Origin of the sequence: Defluviimonas sp. D31 (assembly GCF_033436765.1) — a bacterium.
Taxonomy (GTDB): domain Bacteria; phylum Pseudomonadota; class Alphaproteobacteria; order Rhodobacterales; family Rhodobacteraceae; genus Albidovulum.
This window is the reverse complement of sequence record NZ_JAWQFN010000013.1, coordinates 40,521-58,623: the sequence shown is the minus strand read 5'-3', so window position 1 is coordinate 58,623 and position 18,103 is coordinate 40,521. Positions and strand designations below refer to the sequence as shown.

Here is an 18,103-nt window from a genome sequence, read left to right as displayed (position 1 = left end):
CAGCGCTCTCGGCTATCGATCACCGGCACCCGAGACCATCATCCCAGTGGAGCAGAGGCCGCTCATGCACTAACAATCAAACTGGACCAGTCAGGTAAGGCTGCTCACTTTCTTCTCAGCATGGACCGGCGGTCGGTTAAAAAAAATCGGACACTCTCGCCAAGGAACCGCAACACCGCATATTCCAGACAGATGCGCATCGACATGATCTGCGAGGCGAATGAGATCGAGCACCGCCTGACCAAGCCCAACCACCCTTGGAGTTTGAGGGATCAGGATTTGATCCAGTGGATCAAATCCCCCGAAAACGGCCAGGTCGAACGGATGAACCGGACGATCAAAGACGCCACCGTCAAACGCTTCCACTACGACAACCACGACCAGCTCCGCAGCCACCTCGCCGACGTCATGGCCGCCTATAACTTCGCCCGCAGGCTCAAGACTCTCAGCGGCCTCATGCCTTACGAACACATCTGCAAAGTCTGGAGTTCAGAGCCCGATCGATTCATCGTCGATCCGATCCACCAGATGCCGGGGCTGAACACCTAAACTCAAAACGAGGACTTTTCACGGGAGCAGGTCATTTTAAGTCGGGTCCAATTCGGTCAGTTAATGGTTTCCGCGACTTGCAGCATCTCGACCGGCGGGAAGATGTTGAGCTGGCGTGCCACATCCATGTTCACGACATAGGCGAAATCCGTAACGCGCTCGATTGGCAGGTCGCCCGGCGTAGCACCATCCCTAAGGATTCGGAGCGCCTGCTCCGCCGCCACGCGCCCGACGTCGTAGGCGCGCGCCGCGATGGAGACCAGCGCATGGTTTTCGCGCACGAGCTCTTCGTAGGGGCTCAGGACCGGGATGCCGTTTGCGACCGCTGCACTGGTAAATTCCTCCGCGTGAATTCTCAGAAAGGAGCTCGATCCGAGATAGATGAAGTCAACTCCGGCATCAGAAAGCTCCTTCATCCGTAAGGGGATTAGGGAAGGATCCGGCGCTTCGGAATTGTCCGGGTCCAGTTCGATGGCTGTAAATGCGTAGCCCATTTCCTTGGAAAGCGCCCTGTGCTCTTCGACCTTGATGACGGAGTTTCGTTCGTTCCCGTTGAACAGGATGCCGAGATGGTCAAAGTTCGGCACGATGCTTCGGATCGTGCGGATGTTCACTTCTTCGGGGACACGGTTGAACGTGCCTGTGACATGCTGGCGCCCGCTTCCATCGAAGCTTTCCGCGATACCGGTGCCAAAAGGATCGGCGACATACCAGAAGACAGCGGGCACGTCCTCTCCCACGAAGCGCGGATCGCCATCGTCACCCCGCCGGCCGAGAATGCCCAGCGTAACGCTGGTTCCGTAGGTGGCAACGAGATCCGCGCCAAGCTCCCTCGACTCCTCGACAAAGCCGCGCAACTTGGACTTGTCCTGATTCGAATACCGCACAATTACCTCAGCGTCGAAACCACTGTTCTCAATGGTTTCTATGAATCCTTGGCAGGAATGCTCGCATTCGCCTTCCCAAGTTACTGCGTAGATCTTCTTCGTTTCGGCCTCCGCTATAGTGCCGAAGAGAACTGCCACGCACAGAAGAAGAAATTTCATTCGCATGAGTTCACCATGATTTCGGCCACGCCGCAGTCATTGCCAAAGCTTCCACGCACCTAACTCAAGTCTTCCACCACGCGTTTTTGAAGTAAAGCGTTGCCGGTTTCTGCCAGTATCATCATGAAAGCCCCCACGAACATGAGGAGGCCAACTGCGACTGCGAGGCTTACATAGTCGAAGTGCTCCGCCAGGTAGGCGCTTGCAACGAGTCCTGAGATCGCGGCAAGTCTCTCGATCAGACGAAGCGCCCCAAGGCCGGCATCGCGGGCGCCCGGCGCTCCTGTGGCTTCCGCCAATCGGATTGCTTGTGCATATTGCGTCGCATCGCACATCGCGTACGCAAGCCCGAATGTCGCGACGACGAAGACCATTGGCCAGAAACCGGACCAGAAGGCGAGTGACGACAGCGCGCAGCCGGCCAAGACGGCTCCACCGATCAACATCGGTGCGTAGCCGATCCGGCCGTCGGCGAGGCGGGCCACGGTCGGACCAACGAGAACCGGAACAAGATAGTACAACATCATTGTTCTGCCGATATCGGCAATCCGCGCGTTCTCGGCTTCGAGTATCACTGGCGTAAGATACCAGATGAAGACAGACATGCCGATGTTCATCGTAGCGCCAACACCGAAAACCAAGGAAATGAACCGGACGTCCCGAAACACGGCGAGTCCCCCGGTTTGTCGTTGCTCCTGCTCCGGCGTCTGGGCCACGTCGCGCGTCGAAACGTTTCCCGATATCGTCAGGGCACCGAGCAAACCGGAGATCACGACGAGAGCGGCGCCGAAGAAGAAGGTCCCGTTGGCGCCGATGCGATCCGCAAGCACGCCACCGAGCGCCGTGCCGCTGAAGGCGCCGCCGAGAATGACGAAGAGATAACTGCCGATGGCTTGCGCGTGTTCCCCCTTGGGTGCCGTCCGGATCGCGTATTCCTGGCAAGCGATCGTGGCGGCGGCGTAGACCAGTGCCATCGCTCCGAACCAGACCGCGATCCAGAGTGCGGACTGGCCAAGTCCGACGCCAACCATCGCCGCCGCGGTAAGCGGGATGCAGGACAGAAACAGTAACCTGGGACTTACGAGGCGCGTGATCACCCCGCCGAAGGGCGCGACGAGCGCGATGGCGGCGAGGTACGCAATCAGGGGGGCGATGGCAGCGAAGTCGCCTGTCATCCATTCAGGTCCGCCGGAATCTCGCGCGTACAGCGGAAGAAAGGCGCCGCCAATTTCCGTGGCCGTCGAAAATACGAACAGCGGCAGCCGGACGTCGACGAAGTAGGCTTGTGGCATCGGCGTCAGCTTGGACGCCGTCACCGCCCGCTCTGACAGGTCCATCGCGCGGTCGGAAATTCGCCTTGCGATCCGTCGCAGGTTTCCCGCATCCGCGGCCATGATCACATGGCTGAAGACCCCTTTAGCCTGCATACGGAGCAGGGTGAGTATTCGGTCAAGAGGTTTTCCCAAGGCCGCAGCAGTTACAAAAATCACCAGTTCGAAGGCCAGAAGAACCGAGATCAGACCCACGACGAAGACGTCCAGCAATACATCCTGCAGCCTCGTTCTGACGTATGCCGGGTCCACTTCGATCCGGAGTTCTCCGACCAGCGTGTTGCGATTGAGAATTGGCAGGCGGAACTGCGGACGCTGTTCGGCGCCCACGCTTGCAACCCGAGACACGACAGACTTTCTTGTGTCGCGTTGACGGTCAGCGCGGGAAATGACGGTCCCGTCTGTGGCAACAATCGATATAGCTCGAACTTCGTCGAAATCGGTGAGCACTTTCTGCAGGAAACGATCGGACCCTGCTATGGCGCTAAGCGGAAGGCCCAGTTCCAGCGCACGTTCGAACCCGTCGCGGACGGTGGAGCCGATCAGTCGTGCGCGCTTGTCCATCTCGGGCTGAATGGCGGTATCGAATGCGCGCAACGTGCCGAACATCATGACGAGCAGCGAAAGCGCCATCACAAGCCCGACCCACAGTATGACCCGTCGCGCGGCAAGGCGCCCCGGTTGGCTAATCGATTTCATGTCTCATCAACGGTTTTTGCGTTGATCGGCGGAGTTTTCTTGGCTTGCTGGTAGCGGTTCTCGGAACTCTCGAGCAATGCAACGAAGTCGGATGTATTGATGCCCAGCCCGCTGACAGCGGTCGCGGCCTCTCCTTCGGAATGATCACCACGCCAGAACTTTCTCTCGAAACCATCAAAAGTCGACAGGATTCCGTCGAAGATGCGCAGGTGTTCGGACAGAGCAATCCGCAAGATTATAAGGCTGGTCAGAATGGTTGCGCCAAGGACGCTTCCGGCCAGCAGCAAAAGCCGAGCCTCCATGGCCTCGATCTGAACATTGGCGTCCCGTTTGGAGTATTCGATCAAGATGATACCGGCGTCCGATCCGGTTGCCCCGACGATATTCGTCCCGGCCAGAAAGCTGTCATGGGTCTCTTTGATCCAGGTCGCGCCGGTGGCCGCTGCTCGGCTCGCCTCGAGAATGCTCGCTTCGACACGCGTCTCCGGTGCCTGCGAAGTCGAACGTACGATCTCGCCGCTCGGGGATATGACGTGGATGAAACCGATCGACTCATCGCTCATGCGCGCGCGTTCGAGTACAGCGTCGGCATTGCGCACCGTTCCGATCGAAACGCCGAGATCCGCGACCGCTTGAAAGGGTACGCGCACGGTTTCGCCCAGAACCACAAGCCGTTCACGGATCAGACCCGACAGGATCGAGTTGTACTGGAGCGTCGCGAGACCGACGAAGACAGCGAGCGTAAAAAGGTTCACCGCCGCAATGGTCGCAAGCAGCCGCACGATCAGAACCATAGCGACTCCCCCTCAGTTCACCACTGTTCCGCTGCGGTCAGCGTGGCAAATGTCTGTTTTCCAGTCAAACCTTGTTAACAGGAATTGCCATACCGCTCGCGGCGCTCAACCCTGATCTCAAATTGCAGGTCGGACATCGGCGGTACCTGCGGGCAAAGTCCGTTCAGGGCCGGCAGGCGACTTGGCCGCAATGATCGGAGAGAGGGCTCACGGCGCCGCCTAGCGATGCCGCATTCGGTTCATGCCGACGTTCGATCCGTCGTTGCACTCCTGGTTTCACGTTGCCAAACGCGGTTGAGCCGATCTTCTTTGCGTAGGGGCAATTGTCACGATTGTCCCCCGTCAGCACCCCTGGGACGTCTGGGTTGATTTTGTGACGGAGGGTTTCAGGCTAATCGTAACCGCCAAGGAGTGGAGATGAGACAGAAACCCGGAACAGCGAAGCCGACGGCCGAAGCGCTGCGCCGCCGCAGGTCGGCTCGAGCCCAAATAGACGAATGCTGCATTGTGTTCGGACGGCAGCAATGTGCGCGAAACCGACTTTGCTGCGTGAATTGACCGCCCAAAGCTGCCAATCGTACATCGGTTTTCTGCAGCAGTATTGCGACCATTGGTTCAGAGTTTACGCGGACCGCGTTCTAAAGGTAATTGAGCCCTTCCGGTCCAACGCCGCGCGCCTCTGCGACCGCTACAACTCCCTGTCCTCGCTTGGCGCGACGCCAAATCTTTGCCGATAGGCGCGGCTAAGGCTCTCAGGAGCTGGGAACCCGCACATCAGGGCGATGCTGCCGATCCTTTCGTGCGAGTTGCGCAGCAGGTTGCGTGCCCGGTCGAGCCGGAGTTCGAGATAATAGGCCTGCGGCGAAAGGCCGAGATGGCGAAGGAAGAGCCGCCGAAGCTTCCATTCAGGCCACTCCAGGCGATCGGAGATTTCGCCTATGCGCAGCGGGTTCTCCATGTTTGCCAGCATCATCTCGATCGCCTTGGCGAGCGTCCGGTCAAGCCGGGGCACGGACCAGTCGAAACCGAATGACCCGTCGGCACGGCTGGATTCCAGTGGCCGATAGTTCAGAATCTCGGCCACCCGCCGCGCGAGGCGCGGGCCTTCGTAATGCGCGATCAATGCCAGAGTCATGTCGATGGTGACCACCCCGCCCGCGCTGGAACAGCGGTCGCCGTCCAGATCGAACAGGCGGTCGACAAAATACGCCTCGCCGCGGCTCTCACGGAAGCCGACGATGGCTTCGTGATGCACCGCAGCCGGGCGCCGGTTCAGAAGTCCGGCCTCCGCGAAGAGAAGCGCCCCGGTGTCGACGCAGCCCATGAGGCAGCCGGCGCGGGCGCGGCGCCGGAGCCAGCCGAGGAAGGCATCGGACTTCATCCGGTCTGGCGCATAGGAGGCGAGCAGGATCACGGCATCGGTTGGCGCCTCGTCGAGTGGCCCGTCGATCTCGAACGCACGCCCTGAAGAGGAGCGCGGCGTCTGCCCGTCCACGCTGAGGACTCGCCAGCGGAAGATCGGCTTGGGGCTTTCGCGGTTCGCCACGCGCAGCGGCTCGGTAATGAGCGACAGCGACAGGAGTGGGAAACCCTCGCCGATGACAATCGTGATCGTCTTCATGTTCGATCAGGTCAGTTTTTCGTTCGTTGAAGTCATCCCCGGATTTCTGCCAACCGCTACGCTCGGATCAAGCAGAATCTGATCGGGATCGTCCATGGCACACCGGCTCGAGCCGCTCTTCCGACCGAAATCGGTCGCCTTCATTGGCGGCAGCAACCTCAATCCGGCGCTGAAATACCACCGTGATCTTGGATTTGAAGGACCGACCTGGGTCGTCAATCCGAAATACGAGACCTTGCAGGGATATCCATGCGTGCCCAGCATCGAGGAATTGCCGGAGGTGCCGGACCTCGCCTTCGTCGCGATCCGCCGGGACGCGGCGGTCGAGGCCATAGAGGGCTTGCGGAGGATCGGCTGCCGCGCCGCGGTCTGCAACGCGGCCGGCTTCGCCGAGACGGGGACCGAGGGCGGCGACCTTCAGGCGCGACTCGTGGCGGCGGCCGGGGATATGGCGGTGCTGGGTCCGAACTCGGTGGGTCTTGTGAACTTCGTCGACCCGATGGCGGCGATGATGGACCAGTTCGGGGTCCATTCCATCGAGAAGGGGGTCGCCATCGTCAGCCAGGGCGGCGGACTTCTCTGCGACGCCGTCTTTTCCGACCGCGGCCTCGCGATCACCCATATGGTCGGCGGCGGCAACCAGGCGGTGACTGGGCTGGAGGCCTGCGCCGACTACCTGCTCGACGACCCGCGCGTGACCGCCGTGGGGCTTTCGTTCGAGGGTCTGCGCGACATCGCGGGGCTGCGCCGGGCGGCGGTGAAGGCTCTGAAACTTGGCAAGCCCATCGTCGCGATCAAGTTCGGCCTGACCGAGGCGGGCTCGCGGGCGGCCGCCTCGCATACCGCCTCGATGACCGGCGCGGGCGCGGCCTGGGAAGCGCTGTTCGATCGGCTGGGCATCATCTCGACCGCCTCGGAATCGGAATTCTTCGAGACGCTGAAGCTGATCGACTCCGGCCAGATCCCGAAGGGGCGGCGGGCGCTCGTCGCCTCGGTCTCGGGCGTGCTGGGGGTGATGCTCGCCGACCATCTGAGCGCCGGAGGCTTCGACCTGCCGCAGCCGACCGGAGAGCGGGCCGAACGGCTCCGCGACCTTCTGCCGTCGATCGCCACGCCCTGCAATCCGCAGGACGTGACCATGGCCGCCTGGAACGATACGGAGCGGCAGACCGCGATCTATTCCTCGCTGCTCGAGGAGGGTTACGACCTCGCGCTGATGGTGCAGAACTATCCGCGCGACGGCATGTGGGATGTCAGCGAATATGCTGCGCAGGTCGAGGCGCTTGGCGCGGCCTGTCGGGGGCGCGACGTGGCGGCCTTGCAGATCGCGCCGATGGTGGATTGCTTCCCGGCCGATGCGCGTGACCATACCCAAAGCCTTGGCCTTGCCGCGATGCAGGGGCTCGACGAATGCATCCGGGCGCTCGGTCACGCCGTCTGGTGGCGTGAGCGGCGCGAGACCCTGCTGGCGGCGGGGCCGGAGCAGCTGGCCGAGGTGCCAATGGCCGCGCCAGAACCCGGCGCGCGCCATGACGAGGCGGCCGCCAAGGCGATGCTCTCTGCAGCCGGGGTCGCGGTTCCGGCGTCGCGCGTGACCCAGCCCGAAAGGGCCGCGGAGGCGGCGGCGGAGATCGGCTTTCCGGTCGCCCTGAAGGCGCTCGATGCGCGGCTCCTGCACAAGACCGAGGCGGGGGCGGTCCGCATCGGTCTCGCCTCTGCCGGGGCGGTTCGCGAGGCCGTCAAAGGGATGCGGGCCGAGATGGCGCGGCACGTCCCGGACATTCCCTTGAACGCTGTGCTGGTCGAGGCGATGGCACTGGATGTCGTGGCCGAGGTGATGGCCTCGGTCACGCATGACCCGTCGGTCGGCCCGGTGATGATGATCGCGGGCGGCGGCATCGAGGCAGAGCTTTGGAACGACAGCACGCTTTTGGCAGCCCCCTTCGAGCGGGCCGAGATCGCCCGCGCGCTCGACCGGCTGAAGGTTGCCCAGCGCCTGAAGGGCTGGCGCGGGCGGCCGGCGGGCGACCGGGAGGCGGCTCTCGACGCGCTCGAGGCGCTGGCGGCATTCGCCCTGGCCGAGGGCGCGGAGGAGATCGAGGTCAACCCGATCCTCGTCGGGCGCAAGGGCGCGCTCGCCGTGGATGCGGTCCTGAAACTGGCGGAACGGAAGGAACGCGTCGCCTGACGCGGGAAGGAGAACGAAAATGCATGGCATCACGCCCGAGACCACAGACTACCAGCACCTGATCTACGAGGTGGACGACGAACACGTCTGCTGGCTGACGCTGAACCGGCCGGAAAAGCTGAACGCAATGAACCTGCGGCTGATCGCCGAGCTTCAGGCCGGCCTCCTGCGCGCCGACCGGGACGAGGAAGTGAACGTCATCGTGATCCGCGGCGCCGGGCGCGGCTTCTGCGCCGGTCATGACCTCGACGAGGACGCTGCCGAGGACCGAAGCTCGATCTATGAGTACCGGGCGCACTACATGCACCAGTTCGACGAGTTCACCACGTCTTGGCGCGTCACCAAGCCGGTCATCGCCAGCGTCCACAGATATGCCATCGGCAAGGGGTTCGAACTGTCGCTCTTCTGCGACGTGACCATCGTCACCGAGGACACGCGGCTCGGCTACAACGAGGTCCGCTACGGCGTCTCGGGGCACTGCATGTTCCTGCCCTGGCTCGTCAACATGAAGACCGCGAAGGACCTCCTGCTGACGGGGCGCGAGTTGTCCGCCGCCGAGGCGAAGGAAATGGGCCTCGTCACCGAGGTCGTGGCGCCCGAGGCGCTGGCCGAGGCGACTCGGAAGAAGGCCACGCTGATGGCGCGGCTGCCGCGGGAGATGCAGCGGATGCACAAGATGTATCTCAACCGGGTCTACGAGATGCAGGGCTTGCGGACCGCGACCGACTATTACCTCGAACAGGTGGCGATCATGGGCGCGCAGCCGGTGCCGGAATATGCCGAGTTCTCGAAGATGACGTCGGAGAAGGGGCTCCGCGCCGCGCTCGATCACGCCAATGCCCGCTACGAGGGGCTCGACTGATGGACTTCGCGCTGACAGAGGAGCAGCGGCTGCTGTCGGACACGGTGCGGGAATTCTGCGAGCACGAGCTGATCCCGCACGAAGAGATCCTCGAAAAGACCAACGAACTGCCGCGCGACCTTGAACTTGAGATCCGCCGCAAGGGCATGGAGCTCGGGCTCCACGCCTGCAACATGCCCGAAAGCGTCGGCGGCGCGGGGCTCGACTGCGTGTCGTTCACGCTGGTCGAGAAGGGTTTGAGCCGCGCCTCGCTGGCTTTGGCGGAATGCGTGCGGCGCCCGAACAACATCCTCGCCGCCTGCGAGGGCGAGCAGATCGCGCATTTCCTTCAACCCGTGATGCGCGGGGAAAAGCGCGAATGCGTGGCGATGACCGAGCCCGAGGCGGGGTCGGACCTCAAGGGGATGAAGACCCGCGCCGTCCGCGACGGCGGCGACTGGGTGATCAACGGCACCAAGCACTTCATCTCGAACGCAGAGATCTCGGATTTCGTAATCCTCTTTGCCGCGACCGGCGAGGACGAGACACCGAAGGGCCCGCGCAAGCGCATCTCCTGCTTCCTCGTCGATCTCGACGCGGCCGGCGTGGAGGTGGCGAAGGGCTACGACCACATGGGACATCGCGGCTATTACAACAACATTCTACGGTTCGACGATGTCCGGGTCGGTGACTGGCAGATGGTGGGCGGCGAGGGCGAGGGCTTCAAGGTGGTGAGCGACTGGCTCGGGCCGGGGCGGCTGACCGTCGCCGCCGTGTGTCAGGCTCGCGCCGAACGCGCCTTCGAGGTGGCGCTCGACTATGCCGCGACGCGAAAGCAGTTCGGCGAGGTGATCGGCAAGTTCCAGGGGATATCGTTTCCGCTCGCGGACATGGCGACCGACATCCGGCTGGGCGACCTTCTCCTGATGAACACCGCCTGGAAGGTCGACCGGAATGCTCCGACCGTCGCCGAGGACTGTGCCATGGCCAAGGTCTGGTGCTCCGAGATGCTGGGCCGCGTCGCGGATCAGGCGATCCAGACCTGTGGCGGCATGGGGGTGATGTCGGACCTGCCGTTGGAACGCATCTACCGCGACGCAAGAGTGGAACGGATCTGGGAGGGCACGTCCGAAATCCAGCGCCATATCATCAGCCGGCAACTCCTCCGGCCCCTGGGAGCATGACCATGACAGACGTGAAGATCGCGCGCCAAGGGCGCATCCTCGAAATCACCCTCGACCGGCACAGGGCCAACGCGATCAACGCCGCCACCTCGAAGGCGATGGGCGATGCGTTCCGGCAACTTGCCGAGGACGACGGCCTTTCGGTCGCCATCGTAACCGGCGGCGGCGAGCGGTTCTTCTCGGCCGGCTGGGATCTGAAGGCCGCCGCCGAGGGCGAGCCGCCCGATGCCGACCAGGGGATCGGCGGCTTCGCCGGCCTCACCGAATACTGGAATCTCAAGAAACCGGTCATCGCCGCGGTGAACGGCATGGCGCTGGGCGGCGGGTTCGAACTGGCGCTGGCGGCCGACATGATCGTGGCGGCCGAGCACGCTGAATTCGCACTGACCGAGGCCACGATCGGGCTCATCGCCGATGCGGGCGGGGTGATCCGGCTACCGCGCCGTTTGCCACGTGCGATCGCGATGGAGATGATGATGACCGGACGGCGCGCGAGCGCGGCGGAGCTTGCCAACTGGGGCCTCGTCAACGAGGTCGTGCCGGGAGCCGCCCTGATGGACGCCGCGCGCGACCTGGCCGAACGCGTGGCCGCCTGCGCGCCGCTGTCACTGCAGGCGATCAAGGAAATCGACCGCGCCACGGAAGGCGCGAGCGAGCGCGACGCCTACCGGATCATGCGCGAGGCCGATCTGCCCACCTACCGGCGCGTCTACGCCTCCGAGGATGCCGCCGAGGGCATGGCGGCGCTCGCCGGAAAACGCGCCCCAAACTGGAAGGGACGCTGATGATGCAGACTGGGGGAGTGCATTCGCGCCATCCGACAACGATTGCTCAGGTCGTCGAAAGCGGCCTGTGCATCGGGTGCGGCCTGTGCGAGGCTCTGGCGCCCGAGCGCTGGGCAATGACCTATACGCCGGAAGGGCGGCTTCGGCCCGCCGCCCGCAGCAGCGATCCGGAAGCCGACCTCGAGATCCTCGCGGCCTGTCCGGGGGCCGTCGCGAGCGCCCATTCGGAAGACACCCCCTGCGATGACATGATCTGGGGACGGTATCATCGGATGGAGCGAACCTGGGCCGCTGACGCGGATATCCGCTTCCGCGCCGCCTCGGGCGGATTGCTGACCGCCCTCGGCGTGCATCTGCTGAGAAGTGGCCGCGCGAATTTCATCCTGCATTGTGAAGCCGACCCGGAGGCACCGATGCGCACCCGCTGGTGCATCAGCGATACCGTTGACCAGGTGATCGCGCGCGCCGGGTCGCGGTATGGCCCTTCGGATACGCTCGCCGGTCTGCAGGTCGCGGTCGATCGGAACGAGCCGTTTGCGGTGATCGCCAAGCCCTGTGATGCAGGTGCCGTGCGGAGCCGCGCCAAGAGGGATGCCGATCTCGCGCGCAATCTCGTCTGCATGTTGGTCATGGTTTGTGGCGGAGCGTCCGATCTCGGAAAATCGCAAGCCCTGCTCGATGACTACTGCGTGGCTGAAAGCGACGTCACGCTGTTCCGGTATCGGGGCTATGGCAATCCGGGCGCAACGCGCGTCGAGGTGAAGGACGGGCGTGCCTGGCAATGCACCTACGGCGATCTCTGGGCAGACGAGGCGGGCTGGCGCATCCAGAGCCGCTGCAAGATTTGTCCCGACGCGAATGGCGAGGCGGCCGACATCGCCGCAGCCGATACCTGGCCGGGCGCGAGCCCGGTCGGCGAGGATGCCGGTTTCAACGGGATCATCACCAGAACGGCATGTGGCGATGCGCTCTTCGAAGAGGCCGTCTCTGCCGGGTTGCTTGTCCGTGGCGAGGCGATTGCGCCGCGGGAGTTCGATGATCTGCAGCCCCACCAGGTCCGCAAGAAACGCGCGCTCGCCGCCCGGTTGCGCGGCATGCTGGAGGCGGGTTCTCCGATCTACGCTCACGAGGGCTTGCGGATCGACGAACTCGATGGCCGCGATGCCGATCAACAGGACGCCAGCCGCGCACGCGTTGTTGCCGGCCGGTTTTCCGAAACACTCCCGACACTGAAAGGATGATGCCTTGGCCAAGGAAGTCTATGATCCGCCGTTGCCCTGGACCGGCGAGATCGCCGCGCCGCTGGTCCTGTTTCGCGGCAAGGTCCGGCCCGAATGGATCGACTCGTTCGAGCATGTGAACATCGCCCACTACCTGACGATCTGCGATCACGCCAACTGGGCCTTCTGGAACTGGATCAACCACCCCGAGGGCACGATGGAGGCGCGGGCGGGCCACGAATACGTCATCGTCGAGAACCATGTCCATTACATCGACGAACTGGCGCTCGGGACGCCGATCCATGTCGAGACGCAGTTCCTCGGCTTCGACGACAAGCGGTATGTGCTGTTTCACAGGGTCTTCAAGACCGAGGGCAACGTCCTCGCCGCGACGAACGAGGTGAAGTGCCTCGGATTCAACCTTACGGAAAGAAGGCCGGAACGGTGGCGACCGTTCGTCGGTGAACGGCTTGAGATGATCCAGCGCGCCCATGCCGGGCTGGAAACGCCCGATCAGGCCGGGCAGGGTATCGCGCTTAAGCGGAGGTAGCCATGCGCATCGACAGGATCACGCTCTTCTCGGTGCCGATCGACGTCGGCATGGAACTCACCCGCTATGTCGCGAGCCAGTCGATCGACCCGGCTCTCGACGTTCTCGTCGTGAAGATCGAGACCGACACCGGCCTCGTCGGCTGGGGCGAGGTCTGCTCGGCCCCGCCCTACTATCTGCCGGAACTGTCGGCGGGCGCCCGCGAGGGCATCCGCCACGTCGCGCCGGTGGTTCTCGGCCGCGATCCGCGCCAGGTGGCGGCGATCCTTGCCGGCATCGCGGCAGCCTTGCGCGGCCACGGCAACGCCAAGACGGCGCTTGAAATGGCGGTCTGGGACCTCTGCGCCAAGGCGCATGGCCTGCCTTTGGTCGACCTCTGGGGCGGGCGCGTCGCCGAGAGCCTTCCGGTGCTTTCGGTCATCCGCATCGGCAGCCGGGAGGAGACGCTCGCCGCCTTCGAGACCGAACGCGCCAAGGGCTATTCGCGCTTCCAGATCAAGGTCGGCGCGGGCGAGCCGCATGAGGACATCCCCACGATCCGCATGGTCGAGGAGATGGCGCTGCCGCATGAACGGATCTGGTACGACCCGAACCGCGCCTGGCTGGTCGACGACGCGATCCGGGTGATCTCGGCGGTGCGCGACCTCAACCCGATGATCGAGAACCCCTGCGAGAGCTACGAGGAATGCCGCACGGTGGCGCAGCGCACCGGCTGCCGGATCATGCTCGACGAGGTTCTCGACGGCCCGCAAAGGTTCCTCCAGGCGGTGCAGGACCAGGTGATGGATGTGGCATCGCTCAAGACATCCTGCGTCGGCGGGATCGAGGCGACGCGCCAGGTGATGGGGCTGGCGAAGGTGACGGGCGTACCGGTCCGGATCGAGGACTATTACGGCACCGGCATCCTGCTCGCCTGCGTCACCCACATGGCGCACACGCTGCCGCGGACCCTCAATTTCGGCCTCTACGACTTCGTCGGCGCCGACCTGCCGATGGTGCGGAACCCGCTGCCCGTGATCGACGGCGAGGCGCGCCTGCCCGACGATTGCGGACCGGGTCTCGGCGTCGAAGTCAATGAGGAGATCCTCGGTGCGCCGGTCGCGGAAATGGCCCTGTGATGCGTGACGCGCTCAAGGGCATCCGGGTCATCGACCTCTCGGTCAACGCGCCGGGACCTTTCGCCTCGAAGATGCTCGCCGATCTCGGCGCGGAGGTGACCTGCGTCACGAACCCGGCGGGCAATCCCGCCTATGCCGGTGCGGAAGATGACCCGATGCTTGCCGCGCGCGGAGGTCCGCATGACGCGCTGGCGCGCGGAAAGACAAGCCGTGCGCTCGACCTGAAGTCGGATCCGGGCCGGGTTGCCCTTCTCGACCTCGTGAAAGCGGCGGACGTGCTGATCAGCGAGATGCGCCCCGGCAAGCTCGACGCGCTCGGCCTCGGCTGGGAGGTGCTTCAGGCGGCCAATCCGCGCCTCGTTCTGTGCGAGATCGCGGGGTACGGGCGTCGCGCCCCGAACGCCGCGCGCGCAGGGCACGACATCAACTACCTCGCGCTCTCGGGCGCGCTGTCGCTGATCCGCGACGGCGAGGGCAAACCCGTCGTGCCGCAGAACCTGATCGGAGACTACGCCGCCGGCGGCACGATGGCTGTCGCGGCGATTCTCGCGGCGCTCTTCGCCCGGGAACGGACGGGAGAGGGCCGGTGGATCGACCTCTCCATGACCGATGGAATCCGTTACCTAATGGCCGACATCTCGGCGGCGACGCTGCTTGCAGGACACACGGAGGAAAGCTGGCGGGGTACGTTGAACGGCGCCATGCCGACCTATGACACCTACCGGACTGCCGATGGCGGTTGGATCGCATTGGGCGCGCTCGAGCCGAAATTCATCGCCGTTCTTGCGGAAGGGCTCGATTGGCCCGAACTGGCCGACCTTATGCAAAGAAAGGAACAATGGCCCGAAGCGCGCTTCGGTCTTCAATCGCGCTTTTCAGAACGGGAACTGAGCTATTGGGTGGCACTCTTCGAAACAACCGACGCCTGTGCAACCCCGGTCCTCTCGCTCGCGGAGGCTCATCCGACTGGCTGTCCGGGCATCGAAGCCACAATCGGGGATGGGCGTTGATTCCCGGCAACCCCTCCGCAAGGTTCGCGTACAGCGTTCGCGTGCCGGTTTCCCCTATCCGCTACGAAGGGCCGATGTCGCGAAGCGCCGAAGGCAGCCACTGGAGCAGATGCAGCGAATGCCAACCAAGTTGCGCTCTGCGGCCACCCGACACCCGAGATAGCTGCGCTTGGGAGCGAACGGCAGGTTTGGGTAAGCGGCACCGCAGCGCGAGGGCTTGTGCCGAACGGCAGGAACGGGCCGTCCTTGCCTGTTGGCGGTCCCCCGACGACGTCAGCCCGTCATCTGTGGCGCTTTCGCCAATGGCATGAATCGGGCAGCTTTCTCGGGTAGTATCCAAAAGGTGATATGAACCTGTGTCGGACAGGCGGAGATCCTTGAGCACGGTCGTCTCGATCGCGATGCTGCTCGTTGCGTGCTACGTCGCGTTGCTTCTTGCCGCATTCGTCTTCCAATCTCGGCTTGTCTATTTTCCCAACGTGCCGTCGCGTTCTGTCGGCCCGGGCCCGGACAGTATCGGGTTGGCCTTCCGGCATCTCGACATTCTGACCGAAGACGGGATCAGCCTCGTCGCGTGGTATGTGCCGGCTGCCGAGCCGCGTGGCACGGTCCTGTTCTTTCATGGCAATGCCGGAAATATCTCGCACCGCCTCGAGTCCCTGAGACAGTTCAACGAACTCGGCCTCGCGACCGTGATCTTCGACTACCGTGGCTACGGACAAAGCGAGGGCGAGATCTCAGAAGCCGGGATCTACCGCGATGCCGACGCGGTCTGGCGCCATCTCACCGAGGAGATGGGAATTCCGCCCCACCGGATCGTGCTGTTCGGCCGGTCGCTGGGTGCGGCGGTCGCGGCCTATGTGGCGGGCCGGCAAAAGCCCGGGGCGTTGATCCTCGAAAGCGGTTTCGTTTCGGTCCCCGACCTGGGCGCCGCAATCTATCCCTGGCTTCCGGTGCGGTGGCTGGCGCGCATCAGGTTCCCCACCGACGAATTCCTTCAGTCCTCGGCGTGCCCCGTGCTGGTCATTCACAGCCGCGATGACGAGATCATTCCCTTCGAGCAGGGCGTGAAGCTCCACGCTGCCGCTCGCCTGCCCAAGGCGTTTCTAGAAATCCGGGGAGGGCACAACGACGGCTTTCTCGTCAGCGAAGGGCGCTATCTCAAGGGCCTCGACGCATTCGTCGCCGACGCGCTCGGCGATTGAACGTCGGCTACCTGTCCGGCCGGGCCGGCTAGTTTCTCCCGCAGCACTGCTTTTATTTTTGACCTGAACCGCATGGACAGGGGCCGTTTATGCCCGGGTGTCTGCTCGGAATGGGCGCGCGGGACAGGTTTTCGGCCTTCATGACGAGCCCGGGGCGCGAGGTCAGCAGGATTGCGGCCACGCAATTCGGGATCAGATCCGGTGCTTCGATTTCGATCTCGCAGGTCTCGTCCTCGGTGAACTCGCTGGTGCCCTCATAAATGCCCTGCAGGCCAAGCATGAAGATCAGCGACGACTGTGTCTATTCATCGGCCCGATCTAGCACTTTTCCCCACGCCTCGGGGCGCAACCGCATCGCGCGGATGACCCCGTCGACCCAAGGCTCCCAGAGCGTCGCGTCGCTGTTCGGATCCACCGCGTAAATCGGTTCGATCCAGGGTGTCTTGGTCATCTCCGCGGCGACAGCATTGTAATGCGCCATAACTGCCGAGATCGTTTCCTCGGCGGTCGTCAGAGTCCGTTCTGTGATCGACTTGTTCTTCTGCGATGACGCAAGCCCGAGATCCGGGCAGGGTTTGTTCAGGATGCCGAGATTGCTCGGTCGAACCCATTGGTCAGACCGACACACTGACTTTGCTGTGCCGGAGCAAACGTTTCACTGCTTGGAGCGGGCGGTGGCATCGTGTGGGCACAGGAAGCGTATTCGGCGTCCAATAGCTCAAGAAGCCCGAGCCTGTTTGCCCTGCCGAGGGAAAGGTGCGGGGCAGCCGTCCGGGTAACGCTGGAGGTAGTCCTGGTCCTTGGGTGGGTCCACCAGGAAACGACCCGCTTGGCTCACCCGGGTCACCACCTTGCCGGGCCAATGGCCAGATGCATCGACGTCGCGGATGGTTTCCTCGGCGATCACCCGCTGTGACCCGCTCGTGTGGAAGATCTCCGAGCGGTAGATGGTCGCTACGACGTCCGCGCCGAGGTCGGGCCGGTGGACCATGAAGAAATATTCGAGCAACTCACGGTAGGACAGCCGATCCTGATCAAAGATGACCTCGACCACCTCCGCGTGACAGCCGTTGTTGTTCTCGGTGGGGGTGTCACCTTCCCCGCCCATCCAGCCCACGCGCGTTGAGATGACCCCTTCGCGGTGGCGAAGCAGCTGCTGCATGATCCAGTAGCAGCCCCCCGCGAGAACGGCGCGTTCGGTGTTTTTGCTCATATCGAGCTCCTCCCTTCGAAATCATCCAAAATACGAGAGACTTGCGCGAGGGCGCGTTACCGGGGCTCGCGCAGCATCGGGAACATCGGCGGTGAATCGCCCGATCGGATCTCGCCCAGCACCCGGAAACCGTGGCGCTCTCAGAAGGTCCGGTTGTTGAGGCTGGTCGCTTCCAGATAGACCGGCTGGCGATCGCGATCGCAGGCCGCGAGCCCGTGCCGCATCAAGCCAGATCCATGCCCCCGCCCCTGAAACGCCGGATCGACCCCGATCAGCGGGATGTATCAGTGCGGCTCCCGCGGATGAAATCCGGCCATTTGTTCGAACAGAAACAGCAACTCGCCGAGCTTCGGCCCGGACATGTTCCGCTCGAAGAGTCCGCCGATCGGTCCGTCCTCGGGAAGAACCCCGGGCGGCAACCATTGCGCGACGCCGAAGTAGTCCCCGACGACGAGGGCGGAACCATGGTCGAAGGACTTACCGCCGAACAGCGTGACCAGCGGCCGGAAGATCGTCGGGAACTGAAGCGGGTCGGGCCAGGCCCAGCGCGCCGCGGGATCGGTGCTGAAAGCCATTGCCATCGCCGCCTCGAACCGGGCCCGCTCCGCTCTCGGAACGGAGCGGATCCGGAGCGCCTGGTCTCGATGCTGGGTAGCAGGTGCGGACATGTGGTTCATGGCGTCCTCCTGTGAAAGTCGCCGAGAGATTGGGCGGCGCAGCGGCGGGCGGAAGGGCATTTGGAGGACCCT

The 18,103-nt window shown here is 63.8% G+C and carries 19 protein-coding genes; 10 read left to right on the top strand and 9 right to left on the bottom strand.

From position 1 onward, the window contains the following. On the top strand, positions 1-549 hold a 549-nt coding region (locus tag R5H32_RS18045), incomplete at its 5' end, for an integrase core domain-containing protein (protein ID WP_318340086.1). Between the two features lie 56 nt (positions 550-605). On the opposite strand, the gene R5H32_RS18040 is transcribed toward R5H32_RS18045, so the two are convergent. From R5H32_RS18040 to R5H32_RS18025, 4 genes are all read right to left on the bottom strand, one after another. Further along, complete coding sequence (locus tag R5H32_RS18040) at positions 606-1,595, bottom strand: ABC transporter substrate-binding protein (RefSeq protein ID WP_318340085.1); 990 nt, start codon at positions 1,593-1,595, stop codon at positions 606-608. A gap of 59 nt (positions 1,596-1,654) precedes the next feature. Then, the gene (locus R5H32_RS18035) at positions 1,655-3,559 is read right to left on the bottom strand and encodes an MFS transporter (RefSeq protein WP_318340084.1); all 1,905 of its coding nucleotides are present in this window, start codon (positions 3,557-3,559) and stop codon (positions 1,655-1,657) included. 62 nt (positions 3,560-3,621) lie between these two features. Continuing rightward, the gene (locus tag R5H32_RS18030) at positions 3,622-4,419 is read right to left on the bottom strand and encodes a hypothetical protein (protein WP_318340083.1); all 798 of its coding nucleotides are present in this window, start codon (positions 4,417-4,419) and stop codon (positions 3,622-3,624) included. A gap of 688 nt (positions 4,420-5,107) precedes the next feature. Then, positions 5,108-6,040 carry a GlxA family transcriptional regulator gene (locus R5H32_RS18025; RefSeq protein WP_318340082.1) on the bottom strand — a complete coding sequence of 311 codons (933 nt, stop codon included), beginning with the start codon at positions 6,038-6,040 and terminating at the stop codon, positions 5,108-5,110. A gap of 94 nt (positions 6,041-6,134) precedes the next feature. On the opposite strand from R5H32_RS18025, the gene R5H32_RS18020 reads away from it, so the two are divergent. The 9 genes from R5H32_RS18020 to R5H32_RS17980 all read left to right on the top strand — a co-directional run bounded on the left by R5H32_RS18020 (position 6,135) and on the right by R5H32_RS17980 (position 16,141). Beyond that, positions 6,135-8,228 carry an acetate--CoA ligase family protein gene (locus R5H32_RS18020; RefSeq protein WP_318340081.1) on the top strand — a complete coding sequence of 698 codons (2,094 nt, stop codon included), beginning with the start codon at positions 6,135-6,137 and terminating at the stop codon, positions 8,226-8,228. 19 nt (positions 8,229-8,247) lie between these two features. Beyond that, entirely contained in the window at positions 8,248-9,090 is an 843-nt protein-coding gene (locus R5H32_RS18015) for an enoyl-CoA hydratase/isomerase family protein (protein ID WP_318340080.1), read from the top strand. Further along, the gene (locus tag R5H32_RS18010) at positions 9,090-10,253 is read left to right on the top strand and encodes an acyl-CoA dehydrogenase family protein (protein WP_318340079.1); all 1,164 of its coding nucleotides are present in this window, start codon (positions 9,090-9,092) and stop codon (positions 10,251-10,253) included. Before R5H32_RS18015 ends, R5H32_RS18010 begins: the two co-directional genes overlap by 1 nt. A gap of 2 nt (positions 10,254-10,255) precedes the next feature. Then, positions 10,256-11,038: an enoyl-CoA hydratase-related protein gene (locus R5H32_RS18005; protein ID WP_318340078.1), complete on the top strand. Its 783-nt coding sequence runs from the start codon at positions 10,256-10,258 to the stop codon at positions 11,036-11,038. After that, positions 11,038-12,279, top strand: coding sequence for a Coenzyme F420 hydrogenase/dehydrogenase, beta subunit C-terminal domain (locus R5H32_RS18000; protein WP_318340077.1), 1,242 nt, complete (start codon positions 11,038-11,040; stop codon positions 12,277-12,279). The genes R5H32_RS18005 and R5H32_RS18000 overlap by 1 nt, the downstream gene beginning before the upstream one ends. A 4-nt stretch (positions 12,280-12,283) precedes the next feature. After that, entirely contained in the window at positions 12,284-12,808 is a 525-nt protein-coding gene (locus R5H32_RS17995; RefSeq protein ID WP_318340076.1) for a thioesterase family protein, read from the top strand. Positions 12,809-12,810: 2 nt separating this feature from the next. Continuing rightward, on the top strand, positions 12,811-13,926 hold the full coding sequence (locus tag R5H32_RS17990) for a mandelate racemase/muconate lactonizing enzyme family protein (protein WP_318340075.1): 1,116 nt from the start codon (positions 12,811-12,813) through the stop codon (positions 13,924-13,926). Continuing rightward, positions 13,926-14,936, top strand: a complete 1,011-nt coding sequence (locus R5H32_RS17985; protein ID WP_318340074.1) for a CaiB/BaiF CoA-transferase family protein — start codon at positions 13,926-13,928, stop codon at positions 14,934-14,936. Before R5H32_RS17990 ends, R5H32_RS17985 begins: the two co-directional genes overlap by 1 nt. A gap of 377 nt (positions 14,937-15,313) precedes the next feature. After that, positions 15,314-16,141, top strand: coding sequence for an alpha/beta hydrolase (locus tag R5H32_RS17980; RefSeq protein WP_318340073.1), 828 nt, complete (start codon positions 15,314-15,316; stop codon positions 16,139-16,141). 52 nt (positions 16,142-16,193) lie between these two features. On the opposite strand, the gene R5H32_RS17975 is transcribed toward R5H32_RS17980, so the two are convergent. From R5H32_RS17975 to R5H32_RS17960, 5 genes are all read right to left on the bottom strand, one after another. Beyond that, positions 16,194-16,421 carry a hypothetical protein gene (locus tag R5H32_RS17975; protein ID WP_318340072.1) on the bottom strand — a complete coding sequence of 76 codons (228 nt, stop codon included), beginning with the start codon at positions 16,419-16,421 and terminating at the stop codon, positions 16,194-16,196. Positions 16,422-16,442: 21 nt separating this feature from the next. Then, the gene (locus tag R5H32_RS21000; RefSeq protein WP_412099041.1) at positions 16,443-16,592 is read right to left on the bottom strand and encodes a hypothetical protein; all 150 of its coding nucleotides are present in this window, start codon (positions 16,590-16,592) and stop codon (positions 16,443-16,445) included. Positions 16,593-16,859: 267 nt separating this feature from the next. Beyond that, the gene (locus R5H32_RS17965) at positions 16,860-17,354 is read right to left on the bottom strand and encodes a peptide-methionine (S)-S-oxide reductase (RefSeq protein WP_318340070.1); all 495 of its coding nucleotides are present in this window, start codon (positions 17,352-17,354) and stop codon (positions 16,860-16,862) included. 140 nt (positions 17,355-17,494) lie between these two features. Then, positions 17,495-17,626 carry a GNAT family N-acetyltransferase gene (locus R5H32_RS20995; RefSeq protein ID WP_412099042.1) on the bottom strand — a complete coding sequence of 44 codons (132 nt, stop codon included), beginning with the start codon at positions 17,624-17,626 and terminating at the stop codon, positions 17,495-17,497. Positions 17,627-17,638: 12 nt separating this feature from the next. Next, on the bottom strand, positions 17,639-18,031 hold the full coding sequence (locus tag R5H32_RS17960; protein ID WP_318340069.1) for a hypothetical protein: 393 nt from the start codon (positions 18,029-18,031) through the stop codon (positions 17,639-17,641). Positions 18,032-18,103: the final 72 nt, after the last annotated feature.

What these genes read in the sequence shown, in the direction of transcription:
- R5H32_RS18040 (WP_318340085.1), bottom strand. Translation starts at nt 1,595, where the DNA reads ATGAAATTTCTTCTTCTGTGCGTGGCAGTTCTCTTCGGCACTATAGCG.
- R5H32_RS18035 (WP_318340084.1), bottom strand. Translation starts at nt 3,559, where the DNA reads ATGGCGCTTTCGCTGCTCGTCATGATGTTCGGCACGTTGCGCGCATTC.
- R5H32_RS18030 (WP_318340083.1), bottom strand. Translation starts at nt 4,419, where the DNA reads ATGGTTCTGATCGTGCGGCTGCTTGCGACCATTGCGGCGGTGAACCTT.
- R5H32_RS18025 (WP_318340082.1), bottom strand. Translation starts at nt 6,040, where the DNA reads ATGAAGACGATCACGATTGTCATCGGCGAGGGTTTCCCACTCCTGTCG.
- R5H32_RS18020 (WP_318340081.1), top strand. Translation starts at nt 6,135, where the DNA reads ATGGCACACCGGCTCGAGCCGCTCTTCCGACCGAAATCGGTCGCCTTC.
- R5H32_RS18015 (WP_318340080.1), top strand. Translation starts at nt 8,248, where the DNA reads ATGCATGGCATCACGCCCGAGACCACAGACTACCAGCACCTGATCTAC.
- R5H32_RS18010 (WP_318340079.1), top strand. Translation starts at nt 9,090, where the DNA reads ATGGACTTCGCGCTGACAGAGGAGCAGCGGCTGCTGTCGGACACGGTG.
- R5H32_RS18005 (WP_318340078.1), top strand. Translation starts at nt 10,256, where the DNA reads ATGACAGACGTGAAGATCGCGCGCCAAGGGCGCATCCTCGAAATCACC.
- R5H32_RS18000 (WP_318340077.1), top strand. Translation starts at nt 11,038, where the DNA reads ATGATGCAGACTGGGGGAGTGCATTCGCGCCATCCGACAACGATTGCT.
- R5H32_RS17990 (WP_318340075.1), top strand. Translation starts at nt 12,811, where the DNA reads ATGCGCATCGACAGGATCACGCTCTTCTCGGTGCCGATCGACGTCGGC.
- R5H32_RS17985 (WP_318340074.1), top strand. Translation starts at nt 13,926, where the DNA reads ATGCGTGACGCGCTCAAGGGCATCCGGGTCATCGACCTCTCGGTCAAC.
- R5H32_RS17975 (WP_318340072.1), bottom strand. Translation starts at nt 16,421, where the DNA reads ATGCTTGGCCTGCAGGGCATTTATGAGGGCACCAGCGAGTTCACCGAG.
- R5H32_RS21000 (WP_412099041.1), bottom strand. Translation starts at nt 16,592, where the DNA reads ATGACCAAGACACCCTGGATCGAACCGATTTACGCGGTGGATCCGAAC.
- R5H32_RS17965 (WP_318340070.1), bottom strand. Translation starts at nt 17,354, where the DNA reads ATGAGCAAAAACACCGAACGCGCCGTTCTCGCGGGGGGCTGCTACTGG.
- R5H32_RS17960 (WP_318340069.1), bottom strand. Translation starts at nt 18,031, where the DNA reads ATGAACCACATGTCCGCACCTGCTACCCAGCATCGAGACCAGGCGCTC.